Genomic DNA, 21,684 nt, shown 5'->3' with positions numbered 1-21,684 from the left:
GCATATGGTTGGAAACATGCGATTGCTTCACACCTCAGACTGGCATCTTGGCCGTACCTTCCACGGTGCGTCCCTGCTTGAAGCGCAACGAACCGTGCTGCAAGAAATCATCAACATCACGATTAACCAGCAGATTGAAGTGGTGCTGATTTCCGGCGATATTTACGACCGCGCCCTGCCACATGTGGACGCAGTCCAATTGTGTAACTGGGTTCTACGTGAACTGCGCGCCACCGGTGCCACCGTGGTGATCACAAGCGGGAACCATGACTCGGCGTCTCGACTCGGGTTTGGCGCTGACCTGTTAGACAGTGCTGGGGTGCACATCATTGCAGACGTTGACCGGATGCTGAATCCAGTAGTCCGCGAAGCAGAAGACCACACGGTGGCCATCTATGGGATTCCTTATTTGGAACCTCGTATGGTGATGGAACGATTGGGTGCGCCCAAGGCCAGCCACGAAGCGGTGGTCCGGGCCGCGGTTGAAGCAATCGATGAGAAGTTGAGAGCCTTGGCAGGCTCCGAAAAGCCGACCGTATCAATTGTCATGGCTCACCTTTTTGCCGCGGGCGGATTTGCCAGCGACTCGGAACGTGAATTGAGCACCGGAAATCTGGACGTGGTTCCAGCTGACCTCTTTGAGACCTTCCACTACGCGGCCCTGGGACATTTGCACGGCCGGCAAAAAGTCAGTGACTATATCCGCTACTCTGGCTCACCATTGGCCTACTCATTCTCCGAGGTTAAGCAACGCAAGGGTGTATGGATTATCGACACCAACGCCCAAGGAATTGCCTCGGTCCAAGAAATCTTACTGACCGTTCCCAAACAGCTAGCGGTGCTCAAAGGTAAACTGGCGGACTTGCTTGTTGACCCCGAATTAGAGTTTGCGACCACCGCCTGGTGCCAGGTGACACTAACTGACGCGCAGCGACCAGCAGATGCCATGACCGCCATCCGCGCACGATTCCCCGACACCGTGGTCCTGAACTTTGCCCCAGAGGGTGTCGACGAAAAAGAAAAACCATCCAGTTATGCCCAACGGATGGCCAAGGCCGCGAGTACCGAAGAAGTAGTGAGCGACTTCATGGAGCATGTACGTGAGCGTTGCGCTGATGAGCCGGAACGTGAAGTTATTAGTTCGGTGATCCGTTCCACGCGAGAGTCGAAGGTGAGCCAGTGAGAATTCATAAACTACAGATCCAAGCATTCGGTCCTTTTGCCGGCAGTGAAGCGATCAATTTTGATGAATTGGCTGACGGGGGACTGTTCCTCTTGGATGGTCCCACCGGTGCTGGCAAATCAAGTATTCTCGATGCCATCTGCTATGCACTCTACGGATCGTTACCAGGAAGCCGCTCTGGGAGCCGGCAAATCCGTTCAGACCATGCACCTTCCGATTTGGCCCCCGAAATTGTCTGTGAGCTGACTATCGGTGACCGCCGATTCGAAGTCACCAGGTCGCCAGCGTGGCTGCGCCCTTCAAAGCGTGGCAAGAACAAGACGACGGAGCAAAAAGCGACGAGCCTACTGCGCGAGTTCACCAGCACCGGATGGAAAGAACTCTCGACACGTAACGATGAAGTTGGGCATGTTCTGGGCAGCTTGCTGGGGTTGGACCGCGACCAATTCACTAAAGTTGTGATGCTGCCTCAAGGCGGGTTTGCAGACTTCTTGCGCGCCAAGGCCAAAGACCGCGAGGACCTTCTGGCCAATCTCTTCGATACGAGCGATTACGCCAAAATCGAAGAGGAATTTGCCGCGCGCTTAGCCGCAGAACGCAAAAATACCGAGAGTATTGAAGCGCGCCTGAGCGCAAGTGAAGAGGGCATTGTCTCTGAAGCGACCGCTTTCCTCGCCGGTCGGGAAAGAACTGCGACCCCTGAGGAAAATGATGAGCACGCAGAACTAAGCATCGATGAGCAGTTTGCTGATTTTCACCGTCGCATCAGCCATGTGCATTCTCAAGCCGAAGCGCAAGCCAACAAGTTGCGTACTGAAAAAACGCGAACCGCGCAGAACGCCAAGAACCTCGAAGAGCAACAAAGAATATTTGCACGGCTTAGTGAATTGCGGGCCACACAGACTCGATATGCTCAGCAACACGATGCTGCGTCAGCTGCCGCTACCCGCCTAGAAAATGATGCCAAGGCAACAGCCGTGCAGGCGTATTGGGTACAGGCTAAGTACGCACAGGTGACCAAGCATGAGAACACCAACGCTTGGGAACAACATCAAGCCTGGTTGAAGACTTCTCTTTATTTAGAGATCGGTTCTGATGCACAGGGCTTGGACGACCTTCGCACCCATGCCTCGGAGGTGGCGGAAGAACTTGCCGTGGCCAAATCGGCAGTCGAAGAAGAACACAAACGTGGCGTACTGGCAGGAGAAGTAGCCAAGGCTGAACAATTAGTTTCAACATTTGAACAGACTCGCCTCGAAGCCGAAACAGAAGTCGCGCAGCTGAAATCCGAGCGTGAAAAGCTAGAAGCCGAAGACCTGAATCAAGTTGCTGCCGGAGAAAATCTGCAACAGGCCAAGGACCTGGAGCAATCGATTTCAGCCCAAATTGAACAGGCAACGGTACGTGATGACTTAGCGAAAAAAGTCTTGGCCGCGCGCGAAAAGTCCAGCTTACAAGAACTCAAGATTGTTGAAGCGGAAAAGGGTTTGTTAGCTCTGCGCACAGAGCAACTGAACCAGAGCGCTTTACGGTTGGCTGCTGCCCTAGAAGACGGGCAACCTTGCCTCGTCTGTGGATCCGCAGAGCATCCAGCGCCAGCCAAAGCCGACGCTGGGGCCGCCTTGATTGATGATGGGCAAATCGTGGAATTCGAAGCCCTAGTAGCCAGTGCGCGGGCACAAGGCCAAAAAGCGGCTCAAAGTCGCGACATGCTTGTGGCAAAACTGGAGACCGCCCAGCAAGCTATCGGTGACACTACGATCGAGCAACTGCGCCGCAATCTTGATCAGGCTCATAACGAGCTGCAACTTGCTATCAAGCGACAAACCGAAGTGGCCACGCGGGTGACGAAGTTAGAAAGCCTGCGCCAACGCATCGAGCAGCTCACCGCACGCGTTGCTCAAGCGACCTTGGAACACGCTACAGCAGTGCAGAACGCTCAGTCGTTGGCCGGCCAGCTCAAAGAACTGGATCTGAAGCTGAGTGAGCTACGTCAAGGAAAAGAAAATCTCCCCGCGCTGGTTTCGGAACTGACTTTGCGCTCAAATGGCCTGTCCAAAGCCGTTCAGTCTTTACATACGCTTCTAGAATCTGCACAAACCATGACCAAGGCGCAGGCCACATGGCATGAAGAACGAACCAACGCAGGTTTTGCGACCTTGGCCGACTTTGAGGCGGCACTGCTTGAGCCAACTGAACGCGAACAATTGCGTCAGCTTCAGCGTACCGACGCAGATTTGGCTAGTGCGATTTCGACGCTAGAAAGATCCGAGGATTGTCGCAAGGCAATCGAGCTAGAAGCCCAGGACATCCAGGCACCTGACGAAGCGCAAATTCTTGAGGCCGCTGAGTTTGCAAGGGAAGCTGATGAACAGTTTGAACTTGCGCGCGAACGAGTAGTACTGGCACAGACTCGACTGGAACGTCACGAACAATCAGTAAGCCAACTACAGCAATTACGAGCTGATGCCGGACCGGTCATTGAGTCCTACCGCAGATTGCGTGGTCTTGCCGAAGTCATTCGAGGTGGGGGAGAGAACCTCTACAAAATGACCTTGAGCACCTACGTTCTGGCCGCCCGACTTGAAGAAGTGGCCATTGCGGCAACTGAACGCCTGGACGCCATGAGTGGTGGCCGGTATTCGCTGCACCATGATGACTCCAAACAAGGTAACTCAAAATCTGGTCTGGGCCTAAGAGTTCTGGATTCGTGGACTGGGAAATACCGTGAGACCCAGACACTGTCCGGGGGAGAAACTTTCATGGCCTCATTGGCATTGGCCCTAGGATTGGCCGATGTTATTTCACATCATTCGGGTGCCGTGGATATGCAGACACTTTTTGTTGACGAAGGTTTTGGTTCTCTTGACGCCGAAACCCTCGAAGAAGTCATGCAAGCCTTGGAAAATCTGCGCGCTGGTGGCCGAACTATTGGGTTGGTATCGCACGTGGCCGAGATGAAGCAGAGGATTACCAACAGGGTCTCCGTGCTCAAGACTCAGCATGGTTCAACGATTCAGCGTGAGGGGTTGCTTACCCTTAGTCTCTAGGACTGGACTTGTTTCTCCGCGCTAGATATCTTGAGATTAGTGCCATTTGGCATGTCTGGGAAATTTTGTACGTCGGGGGGTGTGGGACGACGTACGCTTCGTCATGGAGTTTTAATGACTCAGTATGCGTTGTCCGGAGAAGACCGTGAGGATTCAGCGATGAAATCCGGTTACTCTGCGCTCGTTCCATTGGTGGGAGCACCTTTCCTGCCTCTAACATTTTTTGCTCGCCTACCACTGGCCATGTTGACCATTGGGTCGATGACCTTGGTGACGGCTAGTACTGGTTCTTATGCATTGGGCGGGCTCGCAGCCGCCATGGTGGGAGTCGGCTCTGCCGTGGGTGGACCCAGCATTGGTTACCTCGCTGACCGTCATGGTCAGCGCCCTGTATTGGTGACCGTTTCTCTTATTCACAGTGTCTTGCTCGTTTTGCTGACTCTACTGGGCAACACCGGGCCAGAAATGTCGTTGCCGTTGCTGATCCTCATGTGTCTGGTTACCGGTGCCACGGGGCCTCAGGTTGGCCCAATGTCCCGTGTCCGGTGGATCGCCATGACGCGAGCACAACAGAAAAATCCTAAAGTGCTTTCTGCGGCCCTCAGCCTCGAGTCCATGTTTGATGAGCTGGGCTTTGTCTTTGGCCCGGTAGCAGTTGGATTACTGGCTTCATTGGTGAATCCGGTGCTGCCGTTGTTTTTAGCTGCGATATTAACCTTGGTTCTCGTCCCAGTATTTGCCACACACCGCACAGGCGCTGCGGTCAAACCGGTGGCCAGTGCCAAGAGCTCGGTGAAGGTATCGATTACTCGCGCCCAGGTTGCTGCAATTAGTGCCTTGGTCTTGGGCATGATTGCCTTGGGCACCGTATTTGGTTCATCTGCTGCGGGTACTTTGGCCTTCGCCGGAGAGCAAGGAAACTCCAACGAGGGTGGCTTGCTATACGGCGCCATGGGGTTGTCCAGTGCGATTGCAGCTGTCTCGGTGGCCGCCTGGCCGCAGTACTTCCGACAGATCAACCGTTGGATTCTGTGTGGTGCCATGCTTACGATCCTGAGTTTTGGCCTTCATATCGCGTCGTCCACACCATGGATGATTGTTGCATTGTTCGTCGCCGGATTTGCGGTCGGACCGGTCATTGTCACTGTGATGACCTTGGGCGGGGAAGTAGCGCCAGCTGCGCGCCTTTCAACCGTGATGACCATGCTCTCGGCAGGTATCGTCGTAGGTACTGCAATTGGTAACGGGTTGGCTGGCGTTTTTGCGCAGTCGCTGGGATACCTCGGAGCGTTTTGGGTTTCGACCGGTGGCGCCGCTGTCATTCTGATCGCTGCCTTGCTGATGAAGATCATTGTTGCCAAGGCACCTTCGTTGTCTCGGGTGCGCTAGTTCTCAAGAGCGTAGTTTCACGCATCGACCCCGCGGTAAATCCTTGACTGGATCTACCACGGGGTCGTTTCACTTGCCTTGCAGTACCTTAGGCCATAAGTTTGTCGCTGATGCGCTGGGCTGCGAACTTCAATTCTTCGATGATCGGTGTGTAACTCTCTACGGTGCTGCTAGCAAAAACTACGGCTAATGCGGCCGGAGTCTGGCCGGGGCGAATAATTGGGACCGCAATGGACATGACACCTTGAATGACTTCATTCTCGCTGGTGGCGAATCCGTCCAGACGCGCCTGAATTGCAGCTTCTCGATAGTTGACGGAGCTATCTAATGCGCTCCATTCTTCTGGGGTGTACTGCGATTGAATGGCAATGCCAGCAGCCCCAACATCCATCCCGTGAACGGTACCTGGGCGGTGGACGATGGCACGTTGTGAGTTCAGCGGAGCTACTGACTGCAAGGTGGTGCACAAGTCGTATTCCCACACCGCCACGAAGGTAGTCATCGAAAGTTCGTTGGCCAACGCGGTGAGTTCAGAAGTAGAAACGGCTTGAAGGTCGTGCTGGACCGAGCGTGCCAGTACTGCAAGCCCCGAGGCTGAGCGAATATGTCCAGCGTCGTCACGGTTGAGCAGATGATGCTGCTCCAGCGTTCGGATTATTCGGTAGGCGATGGAACGATGCACCTCCAGCTTTTGTGCGATCTCCGCGATGGACAGTGGGATCGGAGAACTGGCGACGATTTCTAGGACGCGGATTCCTCGGGAAAGCGTCTGGGAGGTAGGCATGAAACTTCAATCTGGCAAGGGGCATTTTTAATGCCTGCTTGCGCCTTCGCTGTGAGCCTTGCGACTACTGAATGGGTGCTCTTGTTTGAAATTTTAGTCGTTCTCTATTAGAACACCGAATTCTTTTCGGACACGATCGGAGATCGGTGTTCGTAATTTGGGCGGAGATCCTACAATTCTTGTGATCTGCTTCACTCTCAGATTATGATGGTGAACACAATATACCGTCCGAACGGTCGGTAATAACCTGCAAAGGGCATCTCATGTCATCTACAGTCACTCGCACCCAGGAAGAGCGCCGGGTCCTCGCCGGAACTCTCGTGGGAACCACCATTGAGTGGTACGACTTCTTCATCTTCGCTCAGCTCACCGCAACCCTTTTGACGCCACTGTTCTTGGCGCCCCTAGGTCAATCGAATCCGGGGCTTGCGCAGATCCTTTCCTTCGCAATGATCGGCATCTCCTTCTTCTTCCGCCCACTGGGTGCGGTGATCGCTGGCCATTTGGGGGACCGGTATGGTCGCAAACGTATCTTGGTTCTCACCTTGATCCTTATGGGGGTCGCCACGGCATTGATCGGTTTGCTACCAACCTATGCATCGATTGGCATCGCAGCTCCAATTCTTTTGGTTCTACTCCGCGTTATTCAGGGATTCTCCGCCGGCGGTGAATGGGGCGGCGCTGCATTGATGGCCGTTGAGCACGCACCAAAAAATCGTCGTGGATACTTCGGCGCCTACCCACAGATCGGTGTGCCTATCGGAATGATTCTGGCTACCGGGCTGCTTTATGTACTTCGCATTTCCATGTCCCCAGAGGCCTTTGCTGCCTGGGGTTGGCGCATTCCGTTCTTGCTTTCGGTAGGCCTGGTATTGGTCGGCTACTTGATCCGTCGTGCGGTGGAAGAGTCCCCAGTCTTCAAGCAGCTGGCGCAGCGTAAGGCGGCGGAGCATACTCCGTTGCGTGAACTTATGGCCAAGAATACTAAGCAGGTCATCCAGGCTGCGCTGATCTTCATCTCCAACAATGCGGCCGGCTACCTAGTCATTGCATTCTTCATCTCCTATACGACCACGGCGCTGAAAATGCCGGTGGCCCCTGTGCTGTTGGCAACGACCATCGGTTCGGTTGGTTGGCTGATCTTCACGCTCGTCGGCGGCTGGCTTTCGGATGTGATTGGCCGTCGGGCAACCTTTGTTATCGGTTACGTCATCGTATTCATTTGGATGATTCCGATGTTTATGCTGGTTGATACCGGCAACATTGTTTTGTACACGATCGCCATTTTTGTCCTGACAGTGGGACTGGGACTGTCCTATGGTCCTCAGTCGGCCATGTACGCCGAAATGTTCCCAGCGCACGTGCGTTACTCAGGCATCTCCATCGGCTATGCACTGGGTGCCATTCTCGGCGGAGCATTTGCAGCTACGGTCGCTCAGATCCTGCTTGAATCAACCAAGTCGTCAATCTCCATTGCCATTTACATCATGGTGCTGACCGTCATCTCAGTCGGCGCGGTCTTGTGGGCCGGAGAGACTCGCGGACGTAACCTGCATGTTGAGGAAATCGAAGGCACGTCGGCTGATCTCGAAGACGCTCGTTAGAGGCTAGCCAACACAAAAGAAACAAAAAGAACTGCCTGCGCGGCGGATGGAAGAAAGTCCATCGGCAACGCAGGCAGTTCTCTTTGACTGCACCTACGGTTCTATGAAGATGATGACGGGCGGGTCGTTGAGGAGCGAACTACCAACTTGTGCTCGAGTTCGTTTGCGGCGGCTGGCTCCTGGCCACGAATGGCGCGAAGCAGCATAGCGACAGCCAGATTTCCTTGTTCATGCGGACGCTGCTCGATGGTTGTCAGTCCAAACATTTCGGAAAGATCGTGGTTGTCCACGCCGATCACTGAGAGTTCTTGGGGGACTTGCATCCCAAGATCCCGGGCAGCGAGGATGGCGCCAATGGCCATCTCGTCGCTCGCGGCCAACACTGCGGTGGGCCGGCCCTTCGGATTGCCCAACAGTTGCTTGGCTACCTGATAGGCCTGAGGCATGGTGAAGTCAGCGCCGACGCACAGGGAATCATCGACCGCGATACCTGCTTCGGTGAGGGCACGTTCGTATCCAGTCAGCCGATGGCTAGGAACCCTAAAGTCGACATCCGTTTCTTCATTGCCGCCGATGAAGCCGATCCGTTCATGGCCCAAGGAAAGCAGATGCTCGGTAGCCAATGAAGAAATACCTTCATCATCAACGTGGAGCGTAGGCACACCAGGAAGAGGGCCACCGACACCAACCAATGGCTTATCCAGCGCATGCAGTGCGTGAACTTCCTCGGAATCCAATTCAACGTTCACCGCAATGACGGCGTCAACACGCTGGCGCAGTAGGAAGTCCGAGAAGATTTTTTCTCGTTGAGCGCGGTCCTTGGTCAGCTGGTAAAGCGTGGTGTCATAACCTTCATTCATCAGCGAACTGGAGATGCCTTCTAATACGCTGGCGTAGAACCAGTGGTTGATCACCGGAACCAGCACACCGATATTTCGTGTGCGGCCCGAAGCAAGGCCGGATGCTGAGGACGAGACGACGTACCCAAGTTCTGCGGCCGCTTGCTGTACTGCCTCTTGCGCCGACGATGAGACTGAGCCTCGTCCGGACAGGGCGCGAGAGACAGTCGCGATTGAGACTCCAGCCGCTTCAGCGACATCTTTGATCCCCGCCACGATGTGTCCTTCCTAAGTATTTGTGGCCGCGGATCAAGTGAAGAAGTATTTTCTTCACGCCGCGGCCACGAAACAACAATACCCGGTGCTCTAGTATGTTCTGGCACCGTATGACCTTACTAAGGCAACTGGAACCAGATGGTGGTTTCCGCTGGAATATTCCCGGACTGAGCATCGGTAGAAGGCTGGCTACGTACCAGTTCTTCTGCGCCTGTTGCTAGCTCGGGAAGCGCCAAAGGACTCTGGCCGAAGTTGGCCACTACAAGAATTTTGCCGTTGGTAAATGCCAGCAAATCCTGGTGCTCCTGGGGAACCCAAACAAGCTCGCCGGTTCCCAAATTATGGGTATGACGCTGTTCAAGCAGCGCCTTATAGAGGTTCAACGTGGAATCAGCATCCTCGCGCTGAACATCGCGTGCGTAAGCGGCCCACTGTTGTGGTTGTGGCAACCAGCTTTCGCCATTCTCGCTAAACCCATAGGAGGCACCCTCAGCTTCCCAGGGCAAAGGAACGCGGCAACCATCGCGACCGTAGCGCTCTTTATTGGTGCGGAACCAGGTCGGATCTTGACGTGATTCATCGGGCAGATCCACCGCCTCTGGAAGGCCAAGCTCTTCGCCTTGGTACAGATAGGAGCCGCCTGGAAGGGCCAACATGAGAGCAGTTGCCGAGCGCGCGCGACGCAAACCTACGGCAGGATCAGGCAAATTCGGAGTGTTCGGACCGATGCCGTCACCCTGAGGATTATCTTCGGTCAGTGCCAAACGAGTGGCATGGCGAACCACGTCATGATTCGAAAGCACCCAGGTGCTCGGTGCACCGACCGCGCTGAACTCTGCCAGTGACTCGTCGATGGTTGCCCGGATCTGCTGCGCATCGTAATCGCAGGAAAGGTAGGGGAAATTGAATGCCTGATGCATCTCGTCAGAGCGAACCCACTTTGCCATGAGCGAGAGTGGGTTAACCCAAGCTTCCGCGCACAGTACGCGCTCACCATCGTATTCATTGAGCACAGTGCGCCAGTCGCGGTAGATTTCGTGGACACCATCTTGGCCCCACCAAGGGGCGAGTTCTTCGGTGCCGCCCATGGATGCCGCAGTAGGATCCGGGGTGAAATCTGGAAGCCCTTCGGCCTTGATCAGGCCGTGGGCCACGTCCACACGGAATCCGTCGGTGCCACGATCAAGCCAAAAACGAAGCACGTCGCGGAACATTGCCCGCACTTCCTCGTTTTCCCAGTTGAAATCGGGCTGAGAAGAATCAAAAATGTGTAGGTACGACTGACCCACGCTTCCATCTGGGTTGGTTGTTGTGCTCCACATTGGTCCACCAAAAACCGATTCCCAGTTATTTGGGTGCCCTGATGCTGGAGTGTCCTTGAAGATAAAACGATCTCGCTCGGGGGAGCCCGGTGCTGCGGCGAGGGCTTCTTGGAACCACGGGTGCTGATCGGAACAGTGATTAGGTACCAGATCGACAATTACCCGTAAACCTAGTGAGTGCGCCTTGGCCACCATAGCGTCATAGTCTTCGAGGGTGCCGAACAAGGGGTCTACATCGCAATAGTTGGAAACGTCGTATCCGGCGTCCTTTTGCGGTGACGAGAAAAATGGTGACAACCAAATAGCGTCAACGGATAGGTCCGCGATGCTCTCAAGTCGTTGCGTAATGCCATTCAAATCGCCCATGCCATCGGAATTAGAGTCGGCGAATGAGCGAGGATAAATCTGATAAATCACCGAGGAGCGCCACCACTGTGCGTCTTTGGACTGGGTGAGAGCTTCAACGTCGGAGCGAGTTTGAGTCATGACGGTAACGATAATGGATGTTCGGATGAATGTAAACGCTTGCAATCCGAACTGCTGATCGTCGGCCTCACGAGATGGTTGGATCTTCCTTGTTTCGCCCATGCGCAAGTTTTTTAGATGTTTACTTGCTAAGTCTCGTGATGTGTGCCACTCTGGAAACGCTTACAAGTGAAGCACACTCGCATTTTTAGATTTCACCGGCGGTGCTACGAAATTCCGTAACCGATCCGGCCCATCGGACAAAGTTGTCACGAAAGGACATCCCATGAAGGTGAAAAAACACCCTTGGCTAGTTGGCGGAGCTTTGACTGCAATCGCAGCTCTTTCACTCACTGCCTGCGGCGGATCCGGTTCAACCTCCCAGCCATCTTCTAGCCCAGCCGCTGCTGAATCTTCTCCAGCAGCTGCCTCCGGTGGATCGCTGACCGTTTGGGTTGATGCCAACCGCCAGCCAGTACTCAAGGAAGCAGCTGCAGACTTCGAAAAGCAGTCTGGCGTGAAGGTGAAACTGGTCGTCAAAGACTTCTCAAAGATCCAGGAAGACTTCCTGCGCCAAGTTCCTACCGGCAAGGGACCTGATATCACCATCGGCGCCCACGACTGGTTGGGCAACATGGTGAACAACGGTGTTGTTCAGCCAGTTGAGCTCGGGGATAAAGCCTCGGACTTCCAAGATGTATCCGTTAACGCCATGAGCTACGAAGGCAAGACCTACGGGGTTCCTTACGCCACCGAAAACCTGGCGCTTTTGCGTAACGCAGACCTTGTCAAAGAGGCTCCAGAAACCTTCGACGACATGATTGCCGCCGGCAAAAAAGCGGGCACCAAGTTCCCCTTCTTGGTCCAGGTCACCGATGTAGGCGATCCGTTCCACGCCTACCCATTCCAGAGTTCTTTTGGAGCGCCAGTGTTCGGAACCGATGAGGCGGGCGCCTATGATCCGAAGGATCTACAGATCGGCAACGAAGGCGGCGTTGAATTCGCTAAGTGGCTGGCGGAGCAAGGCAAAGCTGGAACCCTCAAGACCAGCATTGATGCCGATATTGCCAAGGAAAAGTTCGCATCCGGCGACTCACCATTCCTGTTGACCGGTCCATGGAACGTGGAAGCGGCCGAAAAAGCAAAGATCAACTTGGCCATCGACCCAATCCCTACCGCAGGCGGTGAAGAAGCACAGCCGTTCGTTGCAGTTCAGGGTTTCTTCGTCTCATCCAAGACCGAAAACCTGTTGGCAGCTACTGAGTTCTTGACCAACTACATCGGTACCGAAGAAGTACAGACCGAGTTGTATGAAGTAGGCAATCGCCCGCCGGCCAACAAGGCTGCCTTCGAAGCTGCTAAGTCCGATGAGACCATCGCATCCTTCGGTGAAGTGGGTGCCACCGGTGTGCCAATGCCGAACATTCCTGAAATGGCTGCAGTGTGGGAATACTGGGGCGTTGCCGAAGCTGAAATCATTACCGGCAAGGCCGATCCAACCCAGCGTTGGGAAAAGATGACCAAGGATATTGAAAAGGCCATCAGCAAGTAGGTCGCCTGCCTACACATCACCTCTAACGCTGGAGCCGGATTGGCCTTCGCCGCCGGCTCCAGCATTGACCTCAGGCCAGCACTCACAGAGCTTTATATGACAGGGACATCTGGAAGATGACTATGACAGCCCCTCCGGCACCACCGAACAGCACACAGGATCCCAAGCGCAAGCTCTCACCAGCTGCGAAGCGATTTGCCAATGCATCAGGCACCAGCCTCGGTTCTATCCTGATCAAGATCATCATGGTTGCCCTAATCGACGCGACGGCAGTTTTTGCAATTTTTACTGCTATCGGCCGTGAAGCGTGGTTAATTGCCACCGTCATCGCAGTGATCACCGTGGTGATCAACGTGGTGTATTTCAAGAAGGGCTGGTTGCCGGCGAAGTACCTGTTGCCGGGCACGATTTTCTTGTTGATCTTCCAAGTTTTTGTCATCGGTTACACCGGCTACATTGCTTTCACCAACTATGGCTCGGGACATAATTCGGACAAAGCCGACGCGGTCTCAGCGCTGTTGCAGTCCAACCAGGAACGTGTTGCCGGTTCCCCTGGCTACCCGGTCACTCTCTACACCGGTGAAGACGGTCTGGCCATGGTGGTTGAAAAAGACGGCCAACAGATGCTCGGCGACGTTGATGACGCGTTGGCACCCGTTGACCCGGCCACCTTGGCAAACTACACCCAGCTCAAATTTGCTGACTTGCTCAGCCGTCAGGGGGAAGTGACCTCACTGAAGGTCGCAATCAGCGATGATCCAGCCGAAGGAACGTTGCGCACTAGCGATGGACGCACCGCCTATCAGTACACCTCCTCGCTGAGCTACGACCGTGATGCCGATACGATGACCGATCAGAAAACCGGTACCGTCTACACCGACACCGGGGTTGGAGCGTTCACCGCGCAAGACGGGACGCAGTTGATGCCGGGCTGGTCAATCAACGTCGGCTTTGATAACTTCACCCGCGCGTTCACCGACTCGTCAATCCGTGGAGCACTGTTCTCCGTCTCGGTCTGGACCTTTGCCTTTGCGTTCTTGTCAGTGGCATCGACCTTCTTCCTCGGGCTCTTCTTGGCTATCGTGTTCAATGACATGCGAATGAAGGGGCGCAAGATTTATCGCGTCATCTCGATCCTGCCTTACGCCTTCCCTGCCTTCTTAGGCGGCCTGGTGTGGGCCGGCATGCTGAACAAGGACTTTGGCTTCGTGAACCAGGTGCTCTTTGGGGGAGCAGGAATCCCATGGCTCACCGATCCGTGGCTGGCCAAGTTCTCGGTGCTGTGGGTCAACCTCTGGCTGGGGTTCCCTTATATGTTCTTGGTGTGCACCGGCGCATTGCAGTCAATCCCGCAAGAGCTTTCGGAAGCTGCCACCATTGACGGAGCGAAACCTTTCCAGATCTTCCGACTGATCAAGTTGCCGCTGCTGCTCGTTTCTGTCGCTCCGCTGTTGATCAGCTCCTTCGCCTTCAACTTCAACAACTTCAACGTGATCTACATGCTCACCGAAGGCGGTCCACGATTAGAAGACGCTGGGTTGAACGTGGGTTCAACCGACATCCTGATCTCGATGGTGTACAAGGTAGCTTTTGTCGGCTCACAACGTGACTACGGGCTGGCCAGTGCGTTCTCCATCATCATCTTCGTGATCGTAGCGATCATTTCCATCATCAGTTTTAAGCAGACCAAGGCACTGGAGGAGCTGAACTAATGAGCGCCGACACCACTTCAACAACACCAAAACTCAACGTCCGTACTCCTGCGCAGCCTGGGCGTCGTACCTTTGGAAAATGGTTTGCTACCACCGGATGGCGACATCTAATTGGTGTGGCACTGTGCATCTACGCGGCCTTCCCGCTGCTATATGTACTCTCTGCCTCACTGAACCCGAACGGAACTCTGCTTTCCTCCAACGGTTTCTTTTCCACCATTGGTTTCCAGAGCTACATCGATCTGTTCCACAATGAACAACGTCCCTACGCAGCTTGGTTTGCCAACACCCTGATCATCGGCTTGACCACAGCTGCCGCGTCGGTCTTCCTCGGGGCGCTGGCCGCATACAGTTTCTCGCGCATGCGCTTCACCGGTCGTCGCGTTGGCTTGGTCAGCTTGCTCGTCGTGCAGATCTTCCCGCAGCTTCTGGCTGTGGTCGCGATCTTCATCCTGCTCACCTCGCTTGGTGATGTATTCCCAGCGCTGGGCATTGATAATCAGATTGCATTGATCATGGTCTACCTCGGCGGTGCTTTGGGGGTCAACACCTATCTGATGTATGGCTTCTTCAACACCATCCCGGTGGAGATCGATGAAGCAGCAAAGATTGACGGTGCCGGTCACGCGCGGATCTTCTTCACCATGATCCTTCGCTTAGTTGCTCCAATCCTGGCCGTGGTGGGACTGCTGTCCTTTATCTCCAGCACCAGTGACTTTGTCCTGGCTTCGGTAGTGCTGGTTTCTCCGGAAAACCAGACCTTGGCTGTGGGCCTGTACTCCTATGTTTCTGAAGAGTTCACCTCTAACTGGTCTGTCTTTGCCGCTGGCGCCGTACTCGCTGCCTTGCCGGTGATGGCCTTGTTCCTGTTCTTGCAGAAATACATCGTCGGTGGCCTGACGGCGGGCGCTGGAAAGTAAGCAGAAAATAAGAACTAGGGAAAATTGATGATGCGGGGCACGCCACTGGCGTTGTCCCGCATTGTTACGTTCTAGCTGTGCTGAAGCCACGTAGAGTAAAAGGTATGAGCCAGAATCTGCCACGCGCTGCCCGCAACTATTTGGAGCAACTTCGTCGTGCCTTGGATTTCCTCTCTGAGAATGAACGAAAGCAAGTTCTTGAACAAACGCGTGAAGAGATTAGAAGTTTGCCCGGTGGCGGGCGTCGCAAGCGCGAGCTGATGAATTTGTTGGGGGATCCGGCGATGAGAGCTTTGAAGTTCGAGCGCACCGAACCTGAAGAGCTCGAAGTGAGCAGCGGTAACTACTTCCTGACTCGAATCTTGGCCTGGCCGATTTTTGCGCTGTCGTTACTCACAATTGTGGTGGTGCTCTTCTCGCCACCCCAAGATGCTGAGGTAGGGCAGCAAGCAGCGCTCAGCGTACTTGGCCACTGGGGTGGTTGGCTTTCGGACCTTGAAACTCTCGTTGGTTCTCAGCTGATCTGGCTGGCCTTTGTTCCGGCTGTTTTTAGCTTGTTGCCACTGTGGACGCATGGCGCGACATCGATGGTTCTTCGAGTGCTTGGCGCAGTGCTGATGAGCGTGGTGTGCCTTAGCGGTGGTTCGGCTTTGGCCCTGTATTTCATCCCGGTCACGATTTTGTTGTGGGCGCAGGTGTTCACGCCCCTGCTGATGATGCGAGGATCCATGGCCCGCCCCGATCCGGGCTGGATGATTACCGCGGCGATTCTACTGGCAGCCGCGATCATTTTTGCAGCAGTCGCTGGCCTGAACGATTTTGCTGGTTCGGGCTGGATGATTATTGCTCCTTGTGCTGTTTTGGTAGTGCTAGGCATCTTGCTTCCGTTCCGTTGGAGAATCGCCCACATTGCTCTCGTCGTCGCCGGGCTGCTGGTGATTGTGGCCGGTTACGTGGCCTCGCTGCCAGATGCCTACGGCGCAACACTTATATGGCCATGGCTGGCCGGAGGACTCTCATTTGCAGCCGGGCACCTGGCCGTGGCCGCTGACATGTGGCACGATCGTGCTCGCAAGTTGCTGGCCCTGTTCTAAGCATCATGGGCGTGCTAAACGGATTTACTCAGAAACTACGTATATCCTCTTGAGATGGCCGAAAATAAGGAAACTTCGCCCGCAACGGCGGCGAAGCGTGGGCGTGGACGTCCCCGCAAGGATTCTGCGTTCACATCTCTGAGTAAAGAATTATTGGCCGAAAAGGCACTAGAAATCGCTGGTATCGAAGGCTACGGCGCCTTGACCATGCACCGACTTGCATCCGAATTGGGTGTCACGCCTCGTGCCCTATATAACTACGTAGCGGACCGCCAAGAAGTGGTTAATCTGGCAGTACAACGTTTCCTTGCCATCAGCCCGTTAGTTGAATTTGATGCCACCCACTGGCAGCAGGGCGTGCGCGATGCATATGTTGCTACGCGCAATGCACTGCGCGCCTATCCGCGAGCATCCCAAATGAACTGGGACGAGAAAGTGGACGCTGTACCTGGTCCACGGCGAACCGAATTGATTGAACGCATACTTCGGTTTTATGTGGATATCGGGTTGACCCTCAAGCAATCCGTGAGCATGGTTCGTGCACTGGAACGTGATGTTCTGGGATTTGTCCTGAACGTCGACTACGTCTATGACCGACTCGAACCTGGCAACCTAGAATTCGTGAGCCACTTGGTTTCGGCCGAACGACTTGACGCTTATCCAGAAATTGCAGCCCCACTTTCGCGTCAGGCCTTAGAACTACCAGCACCGGACAGCGATGAACTCTTCGAAGAACTAATTGAGACTCGCCTTCTCGCCGTTGAGCATTACCTCGCGAAAAATCGACAATCCGCCACTGACTAAGCATAAAACTTCTGGTCACGGAATAATTGCGGACCAAGTTACGCTGTAGGGACTAAGGCCACAGGATCCTGGGGCCTGAACTTGTGCTGAAAGTAGTGTCAATGCCGAACAGTCCTAGGCAAGCGCCACCTGAAACCGACGAACTCTCCTCTGGCGCCCGGTGGCGGTTGCTTGGTGTCCTGCTTGCAGCCATTTTTATGTCCCTGGTCTCGGTGAGCATCGTCAACGTGGTGCTACCTTCCATCGGTTCCACATTGCATGCCAGTGAAGCGGACATGCAGTGGGTACTGGCTGGGTATGCTCTGACCTTCGGCGTGGTACTGGTGGCGGCAGGGCGAGCCGGTGATTTGTTGGGTCGAGGTATTGTCTTCGTGACGGGCTTGGTCATTTTTACCGTGGCCAGCGTTTTGGCAGGATGTGCTACCGACCCCATGATGCTCAACATTGCTCGATTTATCATGGGCGTTGGTTCCGGACTGTTGAACCCTCAAGTCATGGGGATGATCCAGCAACACTTCCGCGGTGCAGCTAGGGGCCGGGCCTATGGTTTGCTCGGGACCGTAGTTGGTTTCTCGGTAGCTGTGGGGCCGGTGCTTGGCGGGTTACTAATCAACTGGCTGGGAGCCGATGCCGGTTGGCGCTCAACCTTCTTGATCAACGTTCCCGTTGGTATCGGCGCGATCATCTTGGCGCTCATTTGGCTTCCTAAACCGCTGTTCACCAAACCCGCTGGACGCCTAGATCTAGATCCAGTGGGCGGGGTGTTGCTGGCGATGAGCATCTTCGCGCTGCTCTTGCCCTTCGTCCAAGGCCGCGAAAATCCGCTGTTATGGTGGCTATTGATTGCGGCGGTGGTATTGCTGGTGTTGTGGGTAGTGTGGGAAAAGAACTACAAAGAACGTGGTCGCGAACCCATGGTGGAACTCGCGCTGTTCAAAATTCGAAGTTTCACCAACGGAACTTTGATCGCCGGGCTGTACTTCATGGGCGTCTCCAGCGTCTGGGTGCTAGTGGCGATCTATGTTCAAGCGTCCCAAGGATTTAGTGCACTTCAGGCCGGTCTGATCTGTCTACCAGCAGCACTGCTATCGGCCTTCAGCTCGCATATCGCCGGCCGTTACGCCACAACTCTGGGACGCAAACTACTAATCGGCGGAACGCTTAGCGCGCTCTTCGGGCTCCTAGCAACGATTGCTGTGGTGTTCTTTGAAGAGCACAACAACCTCAATGTGTGGTGGATGTTGCTCTCGCTGGCCTTTATCGGCATTGCGCAAGGCTTCATCATTTCCCCAAACCAAGCTCTGACCCTCATGGAAGTTCCGGTGGCCAATTCGGGTAGCGCCGGCGGTTTAATGCAGACCTCTCAGCGCGTGGGCACAGCCGTGGGAATCGCGGTCATTACCGCAGTGTTCTACGGTTTGAACCACGTCGCCGGTTACTCTGTGGCTATGGAATTATCCTTCGTAGCGATCTCGTTGCTGGTAGTTGCCACCTTGCTAGTTGCCATTATCGACCTGCGTCAAAGCCGTACGGAGAAGCGTGTTTCAACGCGTCAAGAGTACGTACCGGTTTCCAATGAACCCCCACGTACGGTGACCGGTGCCATCGATGTGGTGGGTCCAAAAGAGCCCAGCCAACCGGCCGACGCGCAACCTTAAACGTCAAAGTAAAGCGAAGGGACACTGACCATTTGGTCAGTGTCCCTTTTCGCGTCATGGCGAAATGATCTGTGGTTCTTAGCTCATGCGGTATCCAGAAACCATGGGGCAATCAAACGGATCTCGTGCCGAGAGGCCGACCTTGTTCAGGTAGGTAATCACCTGAGCATAGGATTCTCGAATGCCGGCTACGGTGTAGGGAATCTGATGTTCTGCGCAGTACTGACGCACGATGTCGGAAACCGCTGCCAGATTGGCACGGGGCATCGAGGGGAACAAATGGTGTTCCACTTGGTAATTCAAACCACCAAAGAGGTGGGAGAGTATCCGGTTGCCCCAGGAGGAGCGAGCCATAATATTGCGGCTGGTTAGAACTTGGCGTGAGAAGAAATCGATACGCGCATCGCCGGGAACCATGGGCATGCCCTTGTGGTTCGGGGCGAAGGAAGCGCCCATGTAGATACCGAAGACTGCTAGCTGAACTCCAATGAAAGCGAAGGCCATGCCGAGGGGTAATAAGGCAAAAATCAGCGCAAGGTAAATTCCTACGCGCAAGGCAATGGCGGCAATTTCACGCTTACGACGCTTCGTGCGCTCTGCAGTGAACAAGTAACGGATCGACTGAATATGAAGATTTAATCCTTCCATGGTCAGCAGAGGGAAGAACAGATAGCCCTGACGTTCCGTGATCCATTTCAGGAAACCGCGCTGTCGTTTGGCATCAGCGGGCTGGAAGGAAATGGTGTCCCATTCAATGTCCGGGTCCTTGCCAATGGTATTGGGTGTGGCATGGTGCTTGTTGTGCTTATTCATCCACCACTGGTAGCTGATGCCCACAACCACGTTGGCCAAAAAACGACCAAGCTTGTCATTGGTCTTGCCCGAAGACAGGATCTGACGGTGCGCCGCCTCATGTGCCAGGAATGCGAACTGAGTCAATAAAATTCCCAAGGCTGCAGCAATCAATAGCTGATACCAACTGTGGCCCAAAAGAATGGATCCAGCAATCGCTGAACCAAGCAAGATCACCAGTACAGAGCCAAGTCCTAGGTAGTGTGCGCGACGTCGTCCAGATAGGCCTGCATCTTGGACGAGTTTCTTAACGTGGAAAAAGCTTTTGGGGTCTCCGGGCCGGTTTGATGGTGCGGAGGGCTGAAGAATGGAACTGCTACTCAAGTCGTTTCCTAGGCTGTGGTAGCGGGGCGACATCTCAGTCGAAAGAACTGAAAGTCTCGGCTCCTATGCGTTCAAGACTACGGCACGAGACTGTGAACGAACTATAAAAGTCCTGCTACCTAGCCAGTGTTAATACTGGACAGTGAGTTCGCCGTCGGTGATTTCCCAGCGCGTGGTCAGGCGGACATTTTCTAGCAGCCTACGGTCGTGCGTGACCAGCAGTAGGGCGCCTTCGTAGACTTCAAGTGCTTCTTCGAGTTGCTCGATAGCTGGCACGTCCAAGTGGTTAGTTGGCTCATCAAGCACCAGAAGATTGACTCCGCGGGCTTGAAGTAAAGCCATTGAAGCCCGAGTACGTTCACCGGGGGACAGCGAGCGGACCAAAGCATTTGACTGGTCGGCTTTAAGCCCAAATTTTGCCAAGAGGGTGCGCACCTCGGCCGAAGAGAATTCGGGAACAGCTTGTTCAAATGCTGCCCCGAGGCTCAGATCTGCCGGTAACTGGGTGCGGGCCTGATCGATTTCGCCAATGCTCACAGAGCTACCTAGCGACGCGCTTCCTTGATCCGGAGCAATCTTGCCAAGCAGCATGTTCAGCAATGTGGATTTACCGGCGCCGTTTGGACCGGTAATTCCGATACGGTCATCGGAATTCACCTGGACCGAGACCGGTCCAACGCTGTACTGGCCAAGTTGTCGTTGAGCTTCATTGAGTGTGCACATCACCGAGGAGCCACGCGGGGCAGCCGCAATGGAGAATTGCAGAACCCACTCCTTGCGAGGTTCTTCCACTTCTTCTAAACGAGAGATCCGAGATTCCATTTGTCGGACCTTAGCGGCCTGCTTTTCCGAAGATTCGCTATTGGCTCGACGGCGGATCTTGTCGTTATCCGGTGCTTTACGCATGGCATTGCGTACGCCTTGGGATGACCACTCGCGTTGCGTGCGGGCGCGGGAAACCAGGTCTGCTTTTTGATTCTCGAATTGTTCGTAGGCCTCGCGAGCGTGGCTACGGTTGATAGCCCTTTCGGCCAGATACGAGTCGTAGCCGCCTTCATAGACCGCCACTTTATTCTGGGCCAGATCTAGCTCAATAATGCCGGTGGTGCAACGAGCCAGAAACTCTCGGTCGTGGGACACCAGAATGACTGGGGAGCGCAAGGAATTGATGAACTCTTCGAGCAGTTCGAGTCCCGCAAGGTCCAGATCATTGGTCGGTTCATCGAGCAATACGATGTCAAAGCGGGAAAGCAACAAGGCAGCCAAGGCTACGCGTGCCACTTGTCCACCGGAGAGTGAAGACATCTCGGTGTCTAAGGCCAGAGTGAAGCCCAATTTGGCCAGCACTTCGGGAATGCGGTCTTCAAGGTCCATCGCCCCGGAGGCCATCCAATGGTCAAAGGCCGTGGCGTAGGCATCGTCGGCGCCGGGCTTGCCGCTACCTAGTTCCTCTGTGGTTTCTTCCATGCGAGCGGTGGCCTGGGCACATCCGGTGCGGCGGGCCAAATAATCGGTGATGGTTTCACCCGGGATGCGTTCATGTTCCTGAGGTAGCCAGCCGATGAATGCTGAGTCTGGGGCGGTGCTCACCGATCCGGCCTGTGGTGTAGCTGCCTTGGCCAACAATGACAGCAACGTTGATTTGCCGGCGCCGTTGGCGCCCACCACCCCGTACACATCTGAGGAGCTAGCGGTAAAGCTCAGCGAAGAAAACAGGGTTCGGTGGGCGTGGCCACCAGAGAGGTCTTTGGCCACGAGCGTTGCAGTCATGGAATTAAGTTTAGTGTGCTGAAAGCTGCACAAAGCACAGCGGTTCGAGCCCCAAGACAAGAACTGTCAAGGGCTCGAACCGCTGT

Annotated in this window: 15 protein-coding genes; 10 read left to right on the top strand and 5 right to left on the bottom strand. The window is 54.8% G+C overall.

All coding sequences use genetic code 11. From position 1 onward, the window contains the following. Positions 1–16: 16 nt before the first annotated feature. From FJV47_RS07195 to FJV47_RS07185, 3 genes are all read left to right on the top strand, one after another. The gene (locus tag FJV47_RS07195; protein ID WP_159611497.1) at positions 17–1,183 is read left to right on the top strand and encodes an exonuclease SbcCD subunit D C-terminal domain-containing protein; all 1,167 of its coding nucleotides are present in this window, start codon (positions 17–19) and stop codon (positions 1,181–1,183) included. Further along, on the top strand, positions 1,180–4,233 hold the full coding sequence (locus tag FJV47_RS07190) for an AAA family ATPase (protein ID WP_159611495.1): 3,054 nt from the start codon (positions 1,180–1,182) through the stop codon (positions 4,231–4,233). The genes FJV47_RS07195 and FJV47_RS07190 overlap by 4 nt, the downstream gene beginning before the upstream one ends. 114 nt (positions 4,234–4,347) lie before the next feature. Further along, complete coding sequence (locus FJV47_RS07185; protein WP_159611493.1) at positions 4,348–5,622, top strand: MFS transporter; 1,275 nt, start codon at positions 4,348–4,350, stop codon at positions 5,620–5,622. Between the two features lie 88 nt (positions 5,623–5,710). On the opposite strand, the gene FJV47_RS07180 is transcribed toward FJV47_RS07185, so the two are convergent. Continuing rightward, the gene (locus FJV47_RS07180) at positions 5,711–6,406 is read right to left on the bottom strand and encodes an IclR family transcriptional regulator (RefSeq protein WP_159611491.1); all 696 of its coding nucleotides are present in this window, start codon (positions 6,404–6,406) and stop codon (positions 5,711–5,713) included. A 263-nt stretch (positions 6,407–6,669) separates the two neighbouring features. Between FJV47_RS07180 and FJV47_RS07175 the strand changes: the two genes are divergently transcribed. Next, positions 6,670–8,010 carry an MFS transporter gene (locus FJV47_RS07175; RefSeq protein WP_159611489.1) on the top strand — a complete coding sequence of 447 codons (1,341 nt, stop codon included), beginning with the start codon at positions 6,670–6,672 and terminating at the stop codon, positions 8,008–8,010. A gap of 101 nt (positions 8,011–8,111) precedes the next feature. Here the strand turns inward: FJV47_RS07175 and FJV47_RS07170 are convergent, their stop codons facing one another. Further along, positions 8,112–9,125, bottom strand: a complete 1,014-nt coding sequence (locus FJV47_RS07170; protein WP_159611487.1) for a LacI family DNA-binding transcriptional regulator — start codon at positions 9,123–9,125, stop codon at positions 8,112–8,114. Positions 9,126–9,244: 119 nt separating this feature from the next. Then, entirely contained in the window at positions 9,245–10,933 is a 1,689-nt protein-coding gene (locus FJV47_RS07165) for a glycoside hydrolase family 13 protein (protein ID WP_159611485.1), read from the bottom strand. Between the two features lie 265 nt (positions 10,934–11,198). On the opposite strand from FJV47_RS07165, the gene FJV47_RS07160 reads away from it, so the two are divergent. The 6 genes from FJV47_RS07160 (at position 11,199) to FJV47_RS07135 (ending at position 18,652) form a co-directional block, all read left to right on the top strand. Beyond that, positions 11,199–12,464, top strand: coding sequence for a maltose ABC transporter substrate-binding protein (locus tag FJV47_RS07160; RefSeq protein ID WP_159611483.1), 1,266 nt, complete (start codon positions 11,199–11,201; stop codon positions 12,462–12,464). A gap of 116 nt (positions 12,465–12,580) precedes the next feature. Beyond that, entirely contained in the window at positions 12,581–14,176 is a 1,596-nt protein-coding gene (locus tag FJV47_RS07155; protein WP_200831972.1) for an ABC transporter permease subunit, read from the top strand. Further along, complete coding sequence (locus FJV47_RS07150) at positions 14,176–15,096, top strand: sugar ABC transporter permease (RefSeq protein WP_159611481.1); 921 nt, start codon at positions 14,176–14,178, stop codon at positions 15,094–15,096. The genes FJV47_RS07155 and FJV47_RS07150 overlap by 1 nt, the downstream gene beginning before the upstream one ends. 104 nt (positions 15,097–15,200) lie before the next feature. Then, the gene (locus tag FJV47_RS07145; RefSeq protein WP_159611479.1) at positions 15,201–16,190 is read left to right on the top strand and encodes a hypothetical protein; all 990 of its coding nucleotides are present in this window, start codon (positions 15,201–15,203) and stop codon (positions 16,188–16,190) included. Positions 16,191–16,244: 54 nt separating this feature from the next. Beyond that, positions 16,245–16,994: a TetR/AcrR family transcriptional regulator C-terminal domain-containing protein gene (locus FJV47_RS07140; protein WP_159611477.1), complete on the top strand. Its 750-nt coding sequence runs from the start codon at positions 16,245–16,247 to the stop codon at positions 16,992–16,994. Positions 16,995–17,095: 101 nt separating this feature from the next. Continuing rightward, positions 17,096–18,652 (top strand): MFS transporter, encoded by a 1,557-nt coding sequence (locus FJV47_RS07135; protein WP_159611475.1) that lies wholly within the window; start codon positions 17,096–17,098, stop codon positions 18,650–18,652. A gap of 78 nt (positions 18,653–18,730) precedes the next feature. Here the strand turns inward: FJV47_RS07135 and FJV47_RS07130 are convergent, their stop codons facing one another. After that, positions 18,731–19,828, bottom strand: a complete 1,098-nt coding sequence (locus FJV47_RS07130) for an acyl-CoA desaturase (RefSeq protein ID WP_235026387.1) — start codon at positions 19,826–19,828, stop codon at positions 18,731–18,733. Positions 19,829–19,957: 129 nt separating this feature from the next. After that, positions 19,958–21,598 carry an ABC-F family ATP-binding cassette domain-containing protein gene (locus FJV47_RS07125; RefSeq protein ID WP_159611471.1) on the bottom strand — a complete coding sequence of 547 codons (1,641 nt, stop codon included), beginning with the start codon at positions 21,596–21,598 and terminating at the stop codon, positions 19,958–19,960. Between the last annotated feature and the right edge of the window lie 86 nt (positions 21,599–21,684).

Origin of the sequence: Glutamicibacter sp. JC586, assembly GCF_009805585.1 — a bacterium.
Taxonomy (GTDB): domain Bacteria; phylum Actinomycetota; class Actinomycetes; order Actinomycetales; family Micrococcaceae; genus Glutamicibacter.
This window is presented reverse-complemented; position numbering and strand designations above follow the sequence as displayed.

Excerpts from the sequence above, each read along its gene's own strand:
- FJV47_RS07180 (WP_159611491.1), bottom strand. The coding sequence starts at position 6,406 with ATGCCTACCTCCCAGACGCTTTCCCGAGGAATCCGCGTCCTAGAAATC.
- FJV47_RS07150 (WP_159611481.1), top strand. The coding sequence starts at position 14,176 with ATGAGCGCCGACACCACTTCAACAACACCAAAACTCAACGTCCGTACT.
- FJV47_RS07155 (WP_200831972.1), top strand. The coding sequence starts at position 12,581 with ATGACTATGACAGCCCCTCCGGCACCACCGAACAGCACACAGGATCCC.
- FJV47_RS07135 (WP_159611475.1), top strand. The coding sequence starts at position 17,096 with ATGCCGAACAGTCCTAGGCAAGCGCCACCTGAAACCGACGAACTCTCC.
- FJV47_RS07160 (WP_159611483.1), top strand. The coding sequence starts at position 11,199 with ATGAAGGTGAAAAAACACCCTTGGCTAGTTGGCGGAGCTTTGACTGCA.
- FJV47_RS07140 (WP_159611477.1), top strand. The coding sequence starts at position 16,245 with ATGGCCGAAAATAAGGAAACTTCGCCCGCAACGGCGGCGAAGCGTGGG.
- FJV47_RS07165 (WP_159611485.1), bottom strand. The coding sequence starts at position 10,933 with ATGACTCAAACTCGCTCCGACGTTGAAGCTCTCACCCAGTCCAAAGAC.
- FJV47_RS07175 (WP_159611489.1), top strand. The coding sequence starts at position 6,670 with ATGTCATCTACAGTCACTCGCACCCAGGAAGAGCGCCGGGTCCTCGCC.
- FJV47_RS07145 (WP_159611479.1), top strand. The coding sequence starts at position 15,201 with ATGAGCCAGAATCTGCCACGCGCTGCCCGCAACTATTTGGAGCAACTT.
- FJV47_RS07125 (WP_159611471.1), bottom strand. The coding sequence starts at position 21,598 with ATGACTGCAACGCTCGTGGCCAAAGACCTCTCTGGTGGCCACGCCCAC.
- FJV47_RS07185 (WP_159611493.1), top strand. The coding sequence starts at position 4,348 with ATGACTCAGTATGCGTTGTCCGGAGAAGACCGTGAGGATTCAGCGATG.
- FJV47_RS07195 (WP_159611497.1), top strand. The coding sequence starts at position 17 with ATGCGATTGCTTCACACCTCAGACTGGCATCTTGGCCGTACCTTCCAC.